The 16391-nt window shown below is 44.3% G+C and carries 12 protein-coding genes; all 12 read right to left on the bottom strand.

The genetic code is table 11. The features are described 5' to 3' along the window. Positions 1-17: 17 nt before the first annotated feature. Positions 18-1124, bottom strand: coding sequence for a Gfo/Idh/MocA family protein (locus AB4Z50_RS13630; protein ID WP_441879590.1), 1107 nt, complete (start codon positions 1122-1124; stop codon positions 18-20). Positions 1125-1507: 383 nt separating this feature from the next. Continuing rightward, positions 1508-2413 (bottom strand): carbohydrate ABC transporter permease, encoded by a 906-nt coding sequence (locus AB4Z50_RS13635; RefSeq protein ID WP_441879592.1) that lies wholly within the window; start codon positions 2411-2413, stop codon positions 1508-1510. Next, positions 2410-3276, bottom strand: coding sequence for a carbohydrate ABC transporter permease (locus AB4Z50_RS13640; protein WP_430062355.1), 867 nt, complete (start codon positions 3274-3276; stop codon positions 2410-2412). The genes AB4Z50_RS13635 and AB4Z50_RS13640 overlap by 4 nt, the downstream gene beginning before the upstream one ends. A gap of 91 nt (positions 3277-3367) precedes the next feature. Then, the gene (locus AB4Z50_RS13645) at positions 3368-4729 is read right to left on the bottom strand and encodes an ABC transporter substrate-binding protein (protein WP_441879595.1); all 1362 of its coding nucleotides are present in this window, start codon (positions 4727-4729) and stop codon (positions 3368-3370) included. A 320-nt stretch (positions 4730-5049) separates the two neighbouring features. Next, complete coding sequence (locus AB4Z50_RS13650; RefSeq protein WP_441879597.1) at positions 5050-6552, bottom strand: response regulator transcription factor; 1503 nt, start codon at positions 6550-6552, stop codon at positions 5050-5052. After that, a complete protein-coding gene (locus AB4Z50_RS13655; RefSeq protein ID WP_441879599.1) occupies positions 6552-8372 on the bottom strand; it encodes a sensor histidine kinase in 1821 nt (606 codons plus the stop codon). Before AB4Z50_RS13655 ends, AB4Z50_RS13650 begins: the two co-directional genes overlap by 1 nt. A gap of 299 nt (positions 8373-8671) precedes the next feature. Then, positions 8672-10729: a glycosyl hydrolase family 18 protein gene (locus tag AB4Z50_RS13660; RefSeq protein WP_441879601.1), complete on the bottom strand. Its 2058-nt coding sequence runs from the start codon at positions 10727-10729 to the stop codon at positions 8672-8674. A 488-nt stretch (positions 10730-11217) separates the two neighbouring features. Beyond that, positions 11218-13542, bottom strand: coding sequence for an ABC transporter permease (locus tag AB4Z50_RS13665; RefSeq protein ID WP_441879603.1), 2325 nt, complete (start codon positions 13540-13542; stop codon positions 11218-11220). Positions 13543-13544: 2 nt separating this feature from the next. After that, on the bottom strand, positions 13545-14249 hold the full coding sequence (locus AB4Z50_RS13670) for an ABC transporter ATP-binding protein (protein WP_441879605.1): 705 nt from the start codon (positions 14247-14249) through the stop codon (positions 13545-13547). 50 nt (positions 14250-14299) lie between these two features. Continuing rightward, a complete protein-coding gene (locus tag AB4Z50_RS13675; protein WP_441879607.1) occupies positions 14300-14455 on the bottom strand; it encodes a hypothetical protein in 156 nt (51 codons plus the stop codon). A gap of 224 nt (positions 14456-14679) precedes the next feature. Further along, the gene (locus tag AB4Z50_RS13680) at positions 14680-15198 is read right to left on the bottom strand and encodes a VOC family protein (protein ID WP_441879609.1); all 519 of its coding nucleotides are present in this window, start codon (positions 15196-15198) and stop codon (positions 14680-14682) included. Positions 15199-15370: 172 nt separating this feature from the next. Next, positions 15371-16333, bottom strand: a complete 963-nt coding sequence (locus AB4Z50_RS13685; RefSeq protein ID WP_441879611.1) for a helix-turn-helix transcriptional regulator — start codon at positions 16331-16333, stop codon at positions 15371-15373. Positions 16334-16391 lie beyond the last annotated feature (58 nt).

Below are 16391 nucleotides of genomic sequence, written 5' to 3' on the forward strand. Positions count from 1 at the left end.
CGCTATCTTAACTGAGATTATTTCAGATAAAACGGATCACCGTGCAGCGGCGGCAGCGGCTGAGGACGAACGACCTCTCCCCCTCGTTCATACGATTCCTGTACAGCATGCACATACTCCAGCACAGCAAGCGCATCGCGTCCGCTGGCGCGCAGCGCATCCGGAGACACCTTGTTGTCAACATCCTCCAGAAATGCATGCAGACGATGGTTGAAAGTCCGGTTAAAATCATTTGTTCCGAAATCCGTCACTTCAGGCTCAATCGGAACACTGATCGCTGGAATACCTTTCTCCGCTTTCCAGAACGATACTTTCTCGACGCAGTTCTCAATAGTAAATGTCCCCTTCGAGCCCCCAACCTCAAGACTCCACCATCCGCCTAATCCGTAGACCGCATCGCCGCGCTGACTTAATAGGTAGCCAACTGCACCGTTTGCGAACTTCATATGGATACTGTTGATGGACACCATAACATCGCCTGCGCTCCGGCGGAAGCCTGGACGGTCGGAGAACGTCTGGATGTGCGTAATATCACCGCAGAAATGGCGCATAACACTGAATGGGTGGGTCAGGAACGCCCGCATATGGAAGTAAGGGTGACCTTTCACTTTATCCGAGCTGGCAAGCGCATAGTTGAGCTCGCCGCCGTTGAAGCCCATTTTAGCCAGACAATAAATTAATTCGCCTACCTCTCCGCTCTCCATATATTGCTTCGCCTTCTCCGCCGGCGGCGTAAAGTAATGGTTCAGATTGCAGCCTAGATACACCTTCTGCTTCTCAGCAAATGCCACCATCTCGCGGCCTTCACGCACATCGTTGCACAGCGGCTTCTCCACGAGCACGTGCTTTCCGTAAGACATCGCTTCCATCGCCGGTTCAAAATGCCAGCTGCCGTTGTCAATGCCGCCTGTCGTCACATCGATCACCTGAAYATCAGGCTCATTCTCGATCATGTCCTTAAGCGTATAGTACGCCTTTACACCGTGCTTCTCCGCAGTTGCGTCGGCGCGCTCCTTAATGACATCGCATACCGCTACGACATCAGCCAGTTCATCCTCCTTGTAACAATTCGCATGGTTGTTGCCGATCCCGTTCATGCCTACAATTCCGATTTTGACCGCCATATTCAACTTCCTTTCGTCCTCTGAATTGGATAATGAATTTTCTAGATCATATCGATAGCCTAATCGCCAAGCCGTCATAGTTGTAAACGCTTTATAAGTTCATCATACTGTCTCCTTCTGTCCAAATCATGGCGGTTCGGGACAAAAACCTTTCCGATCGAGACTGCTTTTAAAAAAGGAGAGGCTCGGTTTAGGATGTACAGCAGACAGCTGGTATGCTTAGGTCGATCAACGTTCTCACGATGTGCAATTTACAGCAACCGATTCACCGCAAGCATCCTTAAAAAGCCGCAATCCTAATGACTGCGGCTCTCTGAATGAGGACAAAATCAATTACCTTACAATGATTTCGTTCGTGCACAAGCAGTGCAGTCCATGCTTGATTATCCCTTAATAGCCCCTGCTGTCATGCCGGCTACAATTTTTTTGTTGAAGAAAATAAACAGAATGAGCATTGGAATAGAGATCAGAACAATATCGGCAAATAACAAATTCCACGATGTCGTGAACCGGCTCATGAAGTTGTACAGCGTCAATTGCACCGTCGCGTTGGAGGAACCTGGGAAGAAGTAAAGCGGATTGACAAAGTCATTAAATACGTTTATCGATTCAAGCACAATGATGGTTGAAGTAACGGGCTTTAGCAGAGGAAAAATAATACTAAAAAACAGCCGCCCGCCGCCCGCGCCGTCAATCAAGGCGCTCTCATCAATTTCGCGCGGCAGCGTTGCCACAAACGCTTTGTACAAAATAGCTGCAAACGGAAAGTGCAGCGCAACCTCCACGAAAGTGATGCCTGCCAGCGTCTTGAACAGGCCGATCGAGTCGAGTACCCAGATTGTAGGCACGATCGCCGGCGGAATCATCAAACCTGCCAAAACTAGAAAGTTTAAGAAGGAAGAAAAGCGCCCCCCTTCTCTGCGATGCAGTACAAATCCGGCCATCGCGCTGACGATGATCAGTACAGTGATCGATAATACCGTAAGCAGCATGCTGTTATAAAAAGCGCGGACAAGCATATGATCGGCAGCAGTCAACACATCCCTGTAATTTTCCAAAATATGAAATGATTTCGGCCACGACATATTCATAAGTGCAGATTCGGCTTGATTTTTAAAAGAGTTGATAATGACAAAATAAAACGGAATCCAAAAAATGGCGGTGCTGAGCACCAGCGAGAACACGGCAACGATAATCCTCTTAGCTGCGCTGCTTATCCCTCTGTTTTCGCCGCGGTTCAGCGGTTTACCCACGCCTTTATTCATCACTCGGCTCATTTCGCTGCTCATAAGTGCACCTCACTTTTCGTCAGGTACTTATACAGAGGAAACGCCAGCAGTGACACACCGACAAACAAGATAACGTTGCCCGCAGTTGCTAGGCCGTAAAAACCCGCCTGATACTGCTTGTATATGATCGAGGCGATCAGGTCGGTCGTGAAACCCGGCCCCCCCTTCGTCATGGCCCAGATCAGGTCGAAGGAACGGAGCCCTCCGATGAATGAGAGTATGATGACCGAATTCATCGCCGGTCTGCTTAAGGGAACGGTAATATAACGGAATGCGTTCATGCTGCTCCCGCCATCGATTTTGAGCGCTTCGTAATATTCGCCTGGAATGGCTGAAATGCCTGCGATATAAATAACGGTAGCAACGCCTATACCTTTCCATACGTCTACTAAGGCAACAGACAACAGCGCAATCTTTGTATTGCCAAGCCAATCGGGTCCGTCAATACCAAATACAGCCAGACTTGTATTAATCAGCCCTTGCGAAGGATGCATCATAATGGAGAAGGCGATCCCAACCGCGATCGTGCTAAGCAGTGTTGGGAAGAAAATAACAGAACGCAAATAGTTTTTAAATAAAACGCTAGAAGTGAGAAACGCACCAAGCAATAGGCCAAGGATGACCTTGAGGCCGCAGGTTACAACCGCATAAATTAACGTGTTTCTGAAGCCGATGCTGAGCGCCGTCTCTGAGAAAAAAGTGACATAGTTGTCGAAGCCGATGTAATTCCAATCGGTGAGCGTCCAACGCGTCATACTGAAGAAGAGCGATAATACCGTTGGCAGCAAGTAAAAGACGAAGTAGATCAGAAATGCGGGAATAAGAAATAAATAAGAGTAAGTCCGAATCGTCAGCTTGGTCATGGCTCTCCCCTTCTTTCCGGAGAAAACGGACTCCGCAGCGTTTTGTGCGAAGCCCCGTCTTCAACTAGAATTCCCGCATGCGGCGGGCGTTCTACCAGCCCGGTAGATTTAACTGCTGCGCTTGTTTCAGTACGTCTTTGTCATAATCCTCGGCGCCCTTCTGCGCGGAGATGATGCCGCTGCCAACAGCGACAGTGAGGTTCTCAAGGTTCGGGCCTTTGACCGGCGATACGAACTCCAGCGCAGGTGCCGTCTTGCCTTCATCGAAGTATTTCTGCATTTCTTTGACACCCTCGTAAGCATCGTCAGGGAGCTCAATTCCTTTAATCACATTGGGACCTGCTGCTTTTACTTTGGAGGCAAATATGTCTTGGCCTTCCTTAGATACGAAATATTCCGCGAACTTCTTGGCGGCTTCTACTTTCTTGCTGTTCTTGTTGATATACAGACCGCTCGGCATCCATACCGTCAGTCCGTTGACATCTGCGCTGTCGCTCGGTATTGGGAAAACGCCGATGTCATTGATCTTGTCTGGGCTATTTTGCAAGATGGAATCAAGTGCGCTAGTCAGCATCGGATAGTGTACACCTGTACCATCGGCAAGCATTTTCAAAGCAACGTCATACGTTGTAGCTAGGAAGTCCTTATTCATGTAGCCAGCTTTAAACGGTTCCTCCGTCTTTTCGAAGCTGCGCAGTGCCGCTGGTGTCGTTGCGTACTTCGCCTTGTTGTTCGTGTAATCGTCTGCGAAATTCGGAACCTGCGCCTGCAGGTTGTAGTAATCACCGAGAACAAACAGCTGGGACGTCCAAGTATCCTTGTAGGACGCGATAACAGCGGTCTTGCCCGCAGCTTTGATCTTTTCATTGTTCGCCATGAATTCGGTCCATGTTTGCGGGACGGTTAATCCGAGCTCGCCGTACACCTTCTTATTGTAAAGTATCGCACCTGCGGAGCTTGATCCGACGGGTGCGCCGTACACCTTGCCATCGACCGTAACTACCGTTTTAAAGGAATCAAGCACGTCCGCCATAAACGATTCATTCGTCAGGTCGAGAAAGTTATCCACCGGATTAACTGCCTTCAGCAGCGAGCCCGTATTATAAACGAGAAGGTCGGACATATCTCCTGTTGCTAGGCGCGTCTTGACGAGGTTGTCGCCTTCCGTGCCATCCGGTTTGATATCATACTCAATGGTGATATTCAGCTTTTTCTCTGCTTCAGTGGCAACCGCCTTGAGCGCTTCGAGCGTTGTACCTGAATTGCCTACCATCAGCGTTAAGGTCGTTTTCGCTGCAGGTTCGCTTGTTGTGTCCGTTTTTCCGTTCGCAGCGCCGGTGTTGTTCTTCGTCGCAGAGGGGGTGTTGTTGCTGCTGCCGCATCCAGCGAGCAGCAACAAGATCATCATCACGCTTGTCATAAATGCGAGTGTTTGGCTAGTCGTTCGTTTCATCGTTCTGCAGCCTCCCTTTGTAGGCATGGACCCTTGCTCCTTTCGGCAGCCGTCCATCGTTGCCTCTTTTTTGCATCACTGATGCTGTAAGTTACAATGTGATGAATACGCTTCCATAAAGAGCGAGCTTCCGTTCCAAGGGCCCGGGTTCCCTCGTATTTTCAGTCTAAGGGTTAATGTTTTTGATGAATACCTGCTCATTTGCTATTTTAAGGGGGGAATTTTTCCTTTTAACAACAGGAAGTGGTTCGGGCGAGGAGACAGCCAGCTTGCGAGAGTGCATCGCCCGCAAGTCGTCTAACTGCTTGCTTGCACTTGGATCATTCGCTCATTTTGCGTTTTGCGAAGGCGGTCGGTGTTTCGCCTGTTATTCTCTTAAACAAATGAGAGAAATGTTTGGCATCGTCGTAACCTACCAGCTCGCCGACTTCAGACGGACGCGACGTGCCGTCGGCTAGCAGCTCCTTTGCTTTGCTGATCCGGTAGCCGCTCACATAATCAGAGAAGGTGTAGCCAGTTTGGCTTTTGAACAATCTGGATAAATGTCCAAGACTGACATGATGATCAGAAGCAAACTGCTGAAGGGAAAGGTCGCCTTGATAGTTGGCATGAATCCAGTTCATCAACACCGGAATGAGCCCTTTTGGCTTCTGTTCCTTTGATGTGTGTTTCCCTGCAATCCCGAATACTGCTGCCGTAAGCCATTCCTTGATTGGCTCATAGTCGGTCACTTCGTGCAGCAGGCTCATATCCTCCTGCAGTAAAATCGATGATTCTGCTTGCAAATTGAACTTCAACGAATAAAACAGATCGCTAGCAAACTGCACCAGCTGCTTTTGGGTAACCTCTTTGTACTGCAGTCCCTTGACGATACGCGATATCGTATCTCGTCCTCTTGCCATATCGCCCGCTTTAACCTGTGCTTGCAGTGCACGCGCCTTTACCCATATTTCAGAAATATCAGGCGCAGACAGCTTCATATCCGGTGATGCCAAGGTCGGCTCGCCGATTCGCAAATGCTCTTCAAGCTGCTTGCCAAGGCGGATGAAGCTGCGATTCAGACTCTCGTTCTCTTTCTTTATTGTGAAGCTCACATGGAGAAGAATGCCATAGGTATTCACATATTGGAAGAACGATTGAATCTTTGTCTTTAGCGACTGCGTAAATGCTTCATTCCCAGCGGGCAGCAGCAGAACTCTGCGGCGGCCGTCAATCGTAATGCAATGATTATCCCGCTCCTTGTTCAAGACGCTCCCGAAATGCGAGAGAATATCCGATGCCTCAAGCCCAGCATCCTTCCAAGTAAGCGGCGATGCCCAGTTCTCCAGAAGCAGCAGCACCATGAACATACGCTGCTGCTCTGCTTCGGCTGGCTTAACATGCTCCATCGCATCCGCCGCCAGCAGCCGCTGAAGAAGTGACCACGCAACACGGTCGCTCCGGCTGCGCGACTCGTCTTCAACACGCGCAAGCAAGCGGTCAACCGCCTTGTAAAGCGTCTCTTTCTTAACTGGCTTCAGCAAGTAGTCCGTCACGCCCGTTTGCATTCCCCGCTGTGCATAAGCAAAATCGTCATGGACACTGAGAATAATACCTTTGACGTCAGGATGGCTGCGGCCAAGCTCGGTCAGCAGCTCCACACCGTCAATGCCCGGCATTGTAATGTCGGTCAACACGAGATGTGGGACTACGGATTTCGCTGCTTCCAGCGCATCTTCCCCGTTCTCAAACGCAAGCACACGATGCTGCGGCTCGTATCGCTTAAAGAGGGCCTCGAGCTCCGCAAGCGCCCACCGCTCGTCTTCTACCAAAAATATATTCATCAGTCGGCCTCTCCCTTCACCTTGACGAATTGTTCATACGGGAACGTCAACCTAACCGTCGTTCCACGGTCAGGGGAACTTATCAGCTCTACTCCATATTTGACACCATGGAATAGCTTGATTCGCTGTGCGATATTGGACAGGCCTATCCCCTGCCCCTCCTCGTCGTAATCGTCCACCGCCTGTACTCTCTCCAACCTTCGGCGCAACATGTGGATGCGTTGCTCTTCAATACCACAGCCGTTGTCGGACACTTCGATAATCAGTTCACTGCCAAGCCTCTTAACAGCAATGTCGATTCGACCGCCTGACTTGACCTTGCTCAGTCCGTGAACGATTGCGTTCTCAATTAGCGGCTGAACGGTAAGCTTCAGCACCGATGCTTGCAGCAGCGCTTCCGGCACTTCCATATTGAACTCAAATCGATTGCCGAATCGATGCTGCTGAATATTCATGTAATTGCTTATATGCTCCATCTCGTCATGCAGCGGGATAGGATGATGAAGATTTGTCATACTGTATTTGAACAGCTCAGCCAGCGATTCTGCCATTTCCGCAACCTCTTCGATGCCTCGAACCCTGCTGATAGACTTCATAATGTTAAGCGTGTTATACAAAAAATGAGGGTTGATCTGCGCCTGCAGTGCCGATAGCTGCGCATTCTTCTCCGCCAATTTGGATGTGTACACTTCGCTAATTAAGCGTGTAATACTATCGAGCATGTTGTTGTAGATACGGCTCAGACGGCCGATCTCATTGTTGCCAGTCACCTCCATTCTCTGGCTTAAATCCCCCTGCTCGACACGCGCCATCTTTTTCATTAAATTACGGAGCGGAAGCGTCATCTGATAAGACAGCACATAGGACACGAAGGCAATTAGACCCATCGCGAGCAGACCAACGAGAAAAAGAATATAAGTAGAGTGTTTCTGCTTGGACAACAGGAATTCGTTCGGAATCAGAATCAACGTATTCCATTTTGTATAGGAGGATTTCGAAGTTGTATAAATATAGCTCACACCGTTCCACACCACCTCATTCGATTCATGATTGCTTTGGAAGATGGATAGATCAATTCCAGTGTCATTGGTGCCCGTCAGCTCATTCCTGTCGTCATAGACGACGCTGCCTTCATCGGTAATGATGAACGCTCTCATATTCCGTTCAACGTCGTTGCTGTCGGAATTGACGAGCATGTCCTTGATGACATTAACGTTAATATTAATTTTCATATAGCCCAAAACATCAAGGTAGGGAATGCGGCTGATGTTCCGTACGAAGGATATCACCTGAGCTTCACGATCACCGCCCGTATTCTCTATTGTGACAGGAAGAAGCAGAAATTTGACTCCGGGCATATCCAGCCGATTCTGATACCAGCTCTCGCTTTGAAGATCGAAGCTTATCTTAGGTCCCCCCGCCTTCGATACAAAATATGCGATGTCGTCCGTGGTGAAAATATAAATGCTCTGGAGCTGAGGGCGTGGCTGAAGATGAGTGAACAACCTTTTGTTAATCGTCAGTTCAATTTGGTTCTGCGTGACGGCTTCCGGGATTCCGTAATGATCAATTAAACTTTCTTGAATAATTGGATCGCCAATAATGGACACAGAGAGTTTCTCCATATCCTGTATATAAAGCTCAAAGGTTCGGCTGAACTGCCGAGAAATCGTGTCGGAAAGCGATAACGTTTGATTTTTGATATCGTTTACATTTTTATAGTAGAAAATAATACAGGTCAGCATGACGATGAATAGCGATACCGCGGAGAAGACGATGAACATTTTACTCTTCAGCAAGTAGTCGTTCCAATTTTTCATCATGGCTTCTCCTTATATGAAGATGTTTCCTCTTATTTTTGCATGAGGATGATCCCACCTATGAAAGCAAAGAACATAAACCTTACACTTAATTTGTTTAATGTATAGTATTGCAAATGCGAGACTGCAAATAATAAGGAGGAAATGAGGATTGGGAGTGTGAACTTCTATTTTCGACACGCATGCTAGTTTACCTTCCATGATTCTATTTGAGTTGAATAAATAATCATCTTTTTATTCCTTTATTTAGCCTTTAAAAAATAAAAAAAGCCGCCCTTAGGCAGGGCGGCTGCTCTTGCTTATTTCAAACCCCATAGTGCTGGCACATTCGATGGTTCCCAGCCAGCTAATGACGTATGAGGCTGAATACAGTAATAGGTTTTGCCTCCGTAAGTAACGAGGTCGTTTGCTTTGTAGCTTACATTAGGTGCCCAAGCACTTACCGTTCCACCGTTAGCATCAGTCGTAGCGGCTACTGATGTGCTGTTCGAAACATTGCCCGCGGCATCTTTCGCCACTACAGTAAATGTATAAGCCGTACTTGCAGCAAGACCACTAATTGTTGTGCTCGTTCCCGTGACATTCACGTTGGTAGAACCATAAGTCACGGTATAACCCGTCACGCCAACGTTGTCAGTAGATGCCGTCCATGAAAGACTTACGCTGGAGGATGTTTTGGCTGTGACTTGAAGATTCGCTGGCGCTGTTGGCGAGGTTGTATCACCCGCAGCTGGATTCGTCGTTACTGGAAGTGCATTGCTCGCTCCCGAAATATTTCCAGCTGCATCCTTCGCTGTTACAGTAAACGTATAGGCTGTATTAGCAGCAAGACCGCTAATTGTTGTGCTCGTTCCCGTGACGTTTACGCTTGTAGAACCATAAGTCACGGTATAACCCGTCACGCCAACGTTGTCAGTGGACGCACCCCAAGCCAATGTTACACTATTTGATGTTTTTGCAGTGGATTGAAGGTTGCCCGGTACCGATGGCGCAATGATGTCTGCACTACCGGATCCAGCCAAATCGCTCGCCAGCTTGTTTAATAGAACTTTGTTTCGGTCACCGCTAAACTCCCAGAACATGGCACCGCCCAGCCCTTTGCTTTGAATGAAGGCTGTCTTGTGGCCGAGTGATTCTGTATCATCGTAGGAGATAAAAGTACGTTTAACAGCGTTATATAAGTAAGGTACCTTCGCTGTATCATTCCAATACCTTGTGTAGCCGTTTTTATTAATGTAGTTGTTTTCGAGATCTGTATAATCAAATAACCCCGCTTCCCATGTACCCGCAGGCACGCCAGAGCAGCTTTGATACTGCCCATTACCRGCCGCYGCGCAATTGGCCCAGCCCCGACCATAGAAAGGAACTCCCAACACAATTTTACTAGCTGGGACACCGGCATCCAAATGCCCTTGCACGCCAGACGCACTGTTATATGTCGCTGCGTTTGGAACGCCCGCCGCTGCTGCTGCAGGGTCATAATTCAGCGGAGCATTGTGGGCGCTTACGGTTTGCCAGCCACCGTTGAAATCATATGTCATAATGTTGATCCAATCGACAATCGCAGCAATATTGCCTAGCTCGGTATTTTGTGCATACGTCGGACTTGCACCTGATGCTATCGTCAGCAAATAGGTTTTACCATCCGCCGCACCCGCAGCATTAAGCTTCTCGCGAATCTTCTGAAGCAGCAGCGTATAGTTTTGCTTATCAGCAGCCCTCACGCTATTGCCAGCTAACCCTCCGCTCACCGGATATTCCCAGTCGAGATCAACGCCATCGAATTGATATTTTCGCAGGAAGTCTACTGCTGAATTAGCGAATGTCTCCCTTGTGGCCGTACTGGCCGCAACATCAGAGAATCGGTTCGACCAACTCCATCCGCCGACGGAAATAATTGTTTTTAAATGAGGGTTAGCTTGCTTCTGCTTAATAAGCTGCCCAATATTTCCCTTTATCGGCTTATCCCACGTATCCCCAGGGAACGCTTTTCCTGTGTCGATCCAAGGATCGCCTAATACGATTGTCCCATTTGGCACATTAATCGTACCAACTTCGTCCTGACAAGCCCATGTCACGGGATTAGGCCCTGTCGGATCTGAATTTCCGTGAATGCCATTCCAACAAATATCTGCAAACGCATAGTTAATATGAGTTATTTTGCTAACATCCATATCCATGACATTGTAATTTCTGCCATAGGCACCCCAAGAGGGATAATACCCGATTATCTTTGAATTTGAAGCTGCTTCTACCTTCTGTCCACCAAATGCTAGGGAGTAAAACAATGAGAGGATGAGAAAAGCAACCAACAGAATAACACTACTTTTTCGTACCGATGCTCCGCCTAGTACCATTTCTTAAATACACCTCTTCCTTCAATTTTGAAATCGCTTTCAATAAGTGAATATCAAATAGACTCTGTCCAGTCACCTCCTAAAGTAAGGATAAAAACAAAGGAAAACCGTCACATCATAGTTCTGCTAAGTCGTTTGAACATGAGAAAAGAAGATTGCACAAAGAAAATCGGGGGGGAAAAGCGGTGTAAAGCGAGTATCTGATATGTTTCTCCCTTTATTGTACGAGGTGTATCTATAACCAAAAAGAAGGTTGATTATGTTATTAAGGGATAAATATCTCTTATTCTTTGAAAATGGGTTTTAATTTCAACTTCGTAGAAAACGGAATCGTTTAATATTATCCTTCTATAGCTATTTGTCCCCTCTGAGTTCGTTATTAGCAAAAGGTATCACAGCACAAAAAAACACGCTAAACTATAGCGTGTTTAACATAAATGCCCTGTGAAGCTTTCGAAAACCTTACCTAGTGAAACGCTTTATACGTTTTATTCAATACTTTTCAATGATTCAATCATATTAATTTGAGAAACTTTTCGCCGAAGCAGTAAATTAGAAAGCGTAGTAAGTAAGAACGCAAGTAGAATAGAAACTAACAAGATCGTTATGTTTAATTTATCGGGGATTTGCTGATGGGGACTCGACAATGCCTGAACAATAATGGTGTAGATATAGCCGCTGATCGGTAACGCTACAATGACCGCAAAGGCGGTTAAAATGATATTTTCAGAGAAGATAAGCCGGTTTATTTTATTTTTTTGATAGCCTAATACCTTCAGTGTTGCAAGCTCACGAATCCTTTCATAAATGTTAATGGAAGATATCGTATAAATAGCCCCAAAGGAGAGTATGACCGCACAAATGATAAACATAATAAATACAAAACTATTTTGCCTCAAAATATATTGTGCGGATTTCTTTAGATCATTCTTATCTGCAATGGTGTCTACACGTTGATCCTGCTCAAAGAAATTACGAATGCTTGTCAGATCCGCCGAGCTGTTAGCTTTAACTAAAACCGAGGTTGGGCGATAGTCTATACCTAAACTATTCATATATTCGGGTGTGCTATAAAACGAAGGATTCGAATACTGATTAGATATTTTTAAAACCTTCATGTTCACCGATTTTTGGTTAAGCTCTGGTGCTGTAAATTCCATTTGGATCGTATCGCCTTCTGCAATTTGATACTTGTCAGCGTAAGATTTGGGTATTAGTACACCATTGTTTTCTAAACGAATTTTTTTATCATTTTCATCAAAGTAATGAATAAGGTCGTTCTCTTTTTCCGTAACCACTAATGTGGCATTTTCTTTGACATCCTCTTTTATAAAGGCAACAGGAAAGGTGGATAATCCATGGCTTTTAGTAATATTGGAAGGGAGTTTAATCGCATCAGAAGATGTTCCTATCGCATAATCGACTCTCAAATCATAGGTATACACATCTTCAATTTGATCAGCCACTTTCACCAAAGACATTTGTGTGCCAAATGCAGTGATCAATAAAACAGTGCTTACAACAACACCAACGGAGCTCGCTAAAGCTTTTTGTTTATTTAAAAATATATTTCTCAAAATGAGCTTATGGCTATAGGAAATTCGGCTCCAAATACCCGGAATTTTTTCAATGAGCAGCTTCTTCATCTTCTTTGGCGGTTTAGGACGCATCGCCTGGGCTGCACGTTCATTTAATATCGTTCTGCCACTAAAGTAACATGACAGGATTCCAAAAGCGCTGGAGAAAATAATAGGAGGAATAATAGAAAATAATGACAGTGTAAATGAAATGTCAGGCATAGAGTAAGCTCTAGCATTCGACGCCGTAATTAATGGAATAAATACAATAGCGGATATGATATAGCCAAGGATAGAACCTATGATGCTTGCCAGCACAGGATACCCCATATAATGAAGCATAATATTTCTGTTTTTTACACCCAATGCTTTCATAATGCCTACTTGATTTCTTTGTGAATCTATAATTCTCGACATCGTAAGGAATAGAATAACCGCTTCAATCAAAAAGAGAACGAGAGGTATAACCTTACTCATCAATTTATTATTATGTATCGTTTGATTTAATTGAGAGTAATTGAAAGACCGTTCTTTACTTTCTTGAGTTAAATAAGAGAGCTGTTTGGATTGAATCTCAATGGTTTGACCTATTTTTTCAATATCGTAACCCTCTTGAGCCTCAATCATGACTTCATTATAGTAAAAGCCGTCTGCGATTGCAGGAATTGTCTCTTCGCCAATATAAGCGATTCCGCTGGTTTTATGGTCCTGCGTTTCGTTCTTTTTAGTATGTTCAACATTCTCAATCAAGCCGCTAATTGTAAAATTAAAGCTTCTGCCATTGCTGCTAATACTGATTGAATCACCTAGTTGAAAATGATGTTCTTTGGCATAAGCGGAATCTAATACAATTTCATCCTGTTTTGACGGGATATTGCCCGTAATGATCGTAGGCGTATTTATTTCATTTTTTTCAGGAATTGAATGGATTTTCAAAATCGCTTTATAATCTTCAAAAGCTTGCGTGGCATCAAAGCTATACCGTCCTTCTATTTTATGAATACCTGCAATCTCACTTAAACGAGCCACATCATCGCTTGAAATTTGGCTGTAGTATACATTTAAATCGCTTAAATGATGTTCTTTAAAATAAACCTTCGTATACGCGCCAAGATTGTCGCTCAAAGTTACAAGCCCCGTATAGAAGAAAGCTCCTACTGCGATAACCAAAACAAAAGCTATAAATTGTCCTATAGATTGTTTGACATCCCTTAATGATTTCAGTAATAATTTCATAATTACCACTCAATCCCTTCAACACTTTGTTTTTCCTCATTTATAGTGATGCTCTCTATCCTTCCGCTTTTAACCTTTATGACTTTATCAGCCATAGGAGCAATTGCAGAGTTATGTGTGACCACAACAACGCATTTTTTCGTATCTTTGTTCAAATCTTGAAGAAGCTTCAAGACAGACTTGCCCGTTACATAATCCAAAGCTCCGGTGGGCTCATCACAAAGCAGCAGTAAAGGATTTTTGGCAACCGCTCTCGCGATAGCAACTCTTTGCTGTTCCCCTCCAGACAACTGGGAAGGGAAGTTTTTGATTCGGTCTTTTAATCCTACTTTATGTAAAATATCTTTAGCGTCCAAATGGTTTTTACATACTTCCGTGGCAAATTCAACATTCTCCAGCGTGTTTAAATTCGGAATCAAATTATAAAATTGAAATACAAAACCTACCTTCTCACCACGATATTCTGTTAATTTTTTTTCGCCTAATCTTGTGATTTCATGGTCACCAACAAACACTTGACCAGAAGTAGCTGTATCCATTCCGCCAAGTATGTTCAAAATCGTACTTTTGCCGGCACCGCTTGCACCTAAAATGACAACGAATTCCCCCTCTGATATGGAAAAATCAACACCCGCTAGCGCCTTAATTGTCACTTCACCTATGTTGTATTCTTTGGTTACATTTTTGAAATCGATTAACTTTTTCACTACCTTCATCTCCTTGTATCCTATTTTTTAGAAGTTTGTTGTTTCACCGGTTAACTTATGGAGGCAACGCCCCATTGCTGCACTGTTTTTCCATCATATACCATCCAAAAGAAATGACCTTCCCTCGTTCGATGTATTTTGCGCTCAGTCTCTAGAAGGAAAGCCTCGAATTTAGCTGCTAATTCTGTTGCTCTGTTTGAAAGCATGACATTTGAATCCTGACATCATGTATGTCTGGATTCAAAACGAAAAATAATAAATCCACCGATTAAATCCTGAAGATATTCAATATGTTTGAACCTGAGCGATGAAAGTTTAGTTGAATACGTTCTGAGCAAGAGTCAATCTTAAAAAAATAAAGTACAAGAACTCATTTTATTTACATTCAAAATGAGTTCTTGTACTTTATTTAGTTGCAGCGTGTAAACTTCTACTTAAAGCTTTGGGCCCATTCAGCAACCCTCCGACTACTTTCTTCTTCTGACAAATCCTCAATCCTAGTCATAATAGACCATCTTACTCCAAAAGGATCCAATATACTTCCGAATCGATCACCTGAAACAAAGTTTATAACCGGTTCCCTTATTTTTGCTCCTCTTGCTACCGCATTTTCAATTGCCTGATCAACATTAATTACGTAAATTCCTAAAGAATAACACGCATTGTCTTCATCTGGCGGCAAGACCAATTTATACGCCGGATTCGCTGCTCCCAGCTGCAAAAAACCATTTCCAAAATCTAATTCCGCATGAGCAATTATTTTATTGCCATTTCCATCAGGATATTCAGTAATATCCTTAACTCTTGCATTGAAAACAGTTTTATAAAACTCTATTGCTTCAGAAGGATTCTTCACTGTTATAAATGGGGTAATCGATGTGCAGCCGTTGGGTGTTCCATTCTTTGTATATTTACCTGACACTCCCCTATACTCTCTGCTTTCAGTCATTTTTACTCCTCCTTTAAATGATCATAATCGATCAATTTTATATATTCCGTATTATTCATTTGCAAGTTCTCCTTATTTAACAATTCATCAAGTAATACCAACACTCCATCGGTAATTAATGATTATCATCATTATAAAATAGCTTCACTGACATCTGCTGTCAGTGAAGCTATTAAAGTTGATAATATTCCATTAATTCCGACGTAACAGCAACAAGTTTTTCCTTCAAACTCTGTGGTTCGATTACTTGAATGGATTTCCCGTAGGATAGGAGAAAATAAGGGACATATAGATGAATTGATTTTTCCTCAAGTAAAAAGATTGCTTGATTTGATGACCGCTCTTTCAGATGGTGCCCCAAAAACCAATGTAAGCATAAGTCATCCAATGCCTCTGACCTGCCTCCGATAATTAAAGAAATTAATCCGTCCTTGCCCACTAAATCAGGTAACAGATTTTGCATAAAAAATTCTCGAGCCGAAAAAGCTTCGGAACGCTTAAATAGGATTTGAGTACGCTTGATTTGTAGAATCCGATCTGCCCGAAAGCTGCGGATCTCATTCCTTAAGTGGCAAAATGCAACAGTATACCATTTATTGTTCCAGTAAACCATTCCATAGGGATCTATCACCCTATTCTTGGGTTGTTCTTCATGGCTTGTGCGATAATCAATTTCTACAGAGAATTCGTTTGCTACTGCCTGCTCCAATTCCGCCAATACCGGCTGAATAGAAGGATCTCCCATGCGGTTAATAACTTCAAATCCGGCTAAATGACGGCTAAGTATTCTTTCCTGCTCCTGATTCGAATACATTTTCAATTTTGAAGTCGCATTGCTTAATGCCTCAGTCAAAGGGTATCCGGCTTCTTTTGCAAAAACAGCAGCTTGAAGGAGTGCCTTTTTTTCTTCAATATCAAATAGCAGAGGTGCTCTGATAAAATTATTCAGCAAGCTATACCCGCCATTATGACCTGTGTCGGATATTATAGGCACTCCACTGGCACATAGTGCATCAATATACCGATAAACTGTTCGTATATTTATTTCTAGCTTTTCTGATATTTGTTTTGCAGTCATTTTCACGCCCGAATTCAGCATCCATAGAATGGCCAGCATATTATCGTTTTTTGGCATAACTTGAATCCTCGCCCTTTATTAAACCTCATTATTTTATAAATATATCGGAACTCTA

Origin of the sequence: Paenibacillus sp. 2TAB26, from assembly GCF_052115145.1 — a bacterium.
Lineage (GTDB): Bacteria > Bacillota > Bacilli > Paenibacillales > Paenibacillaceae > Pristimantibacillus.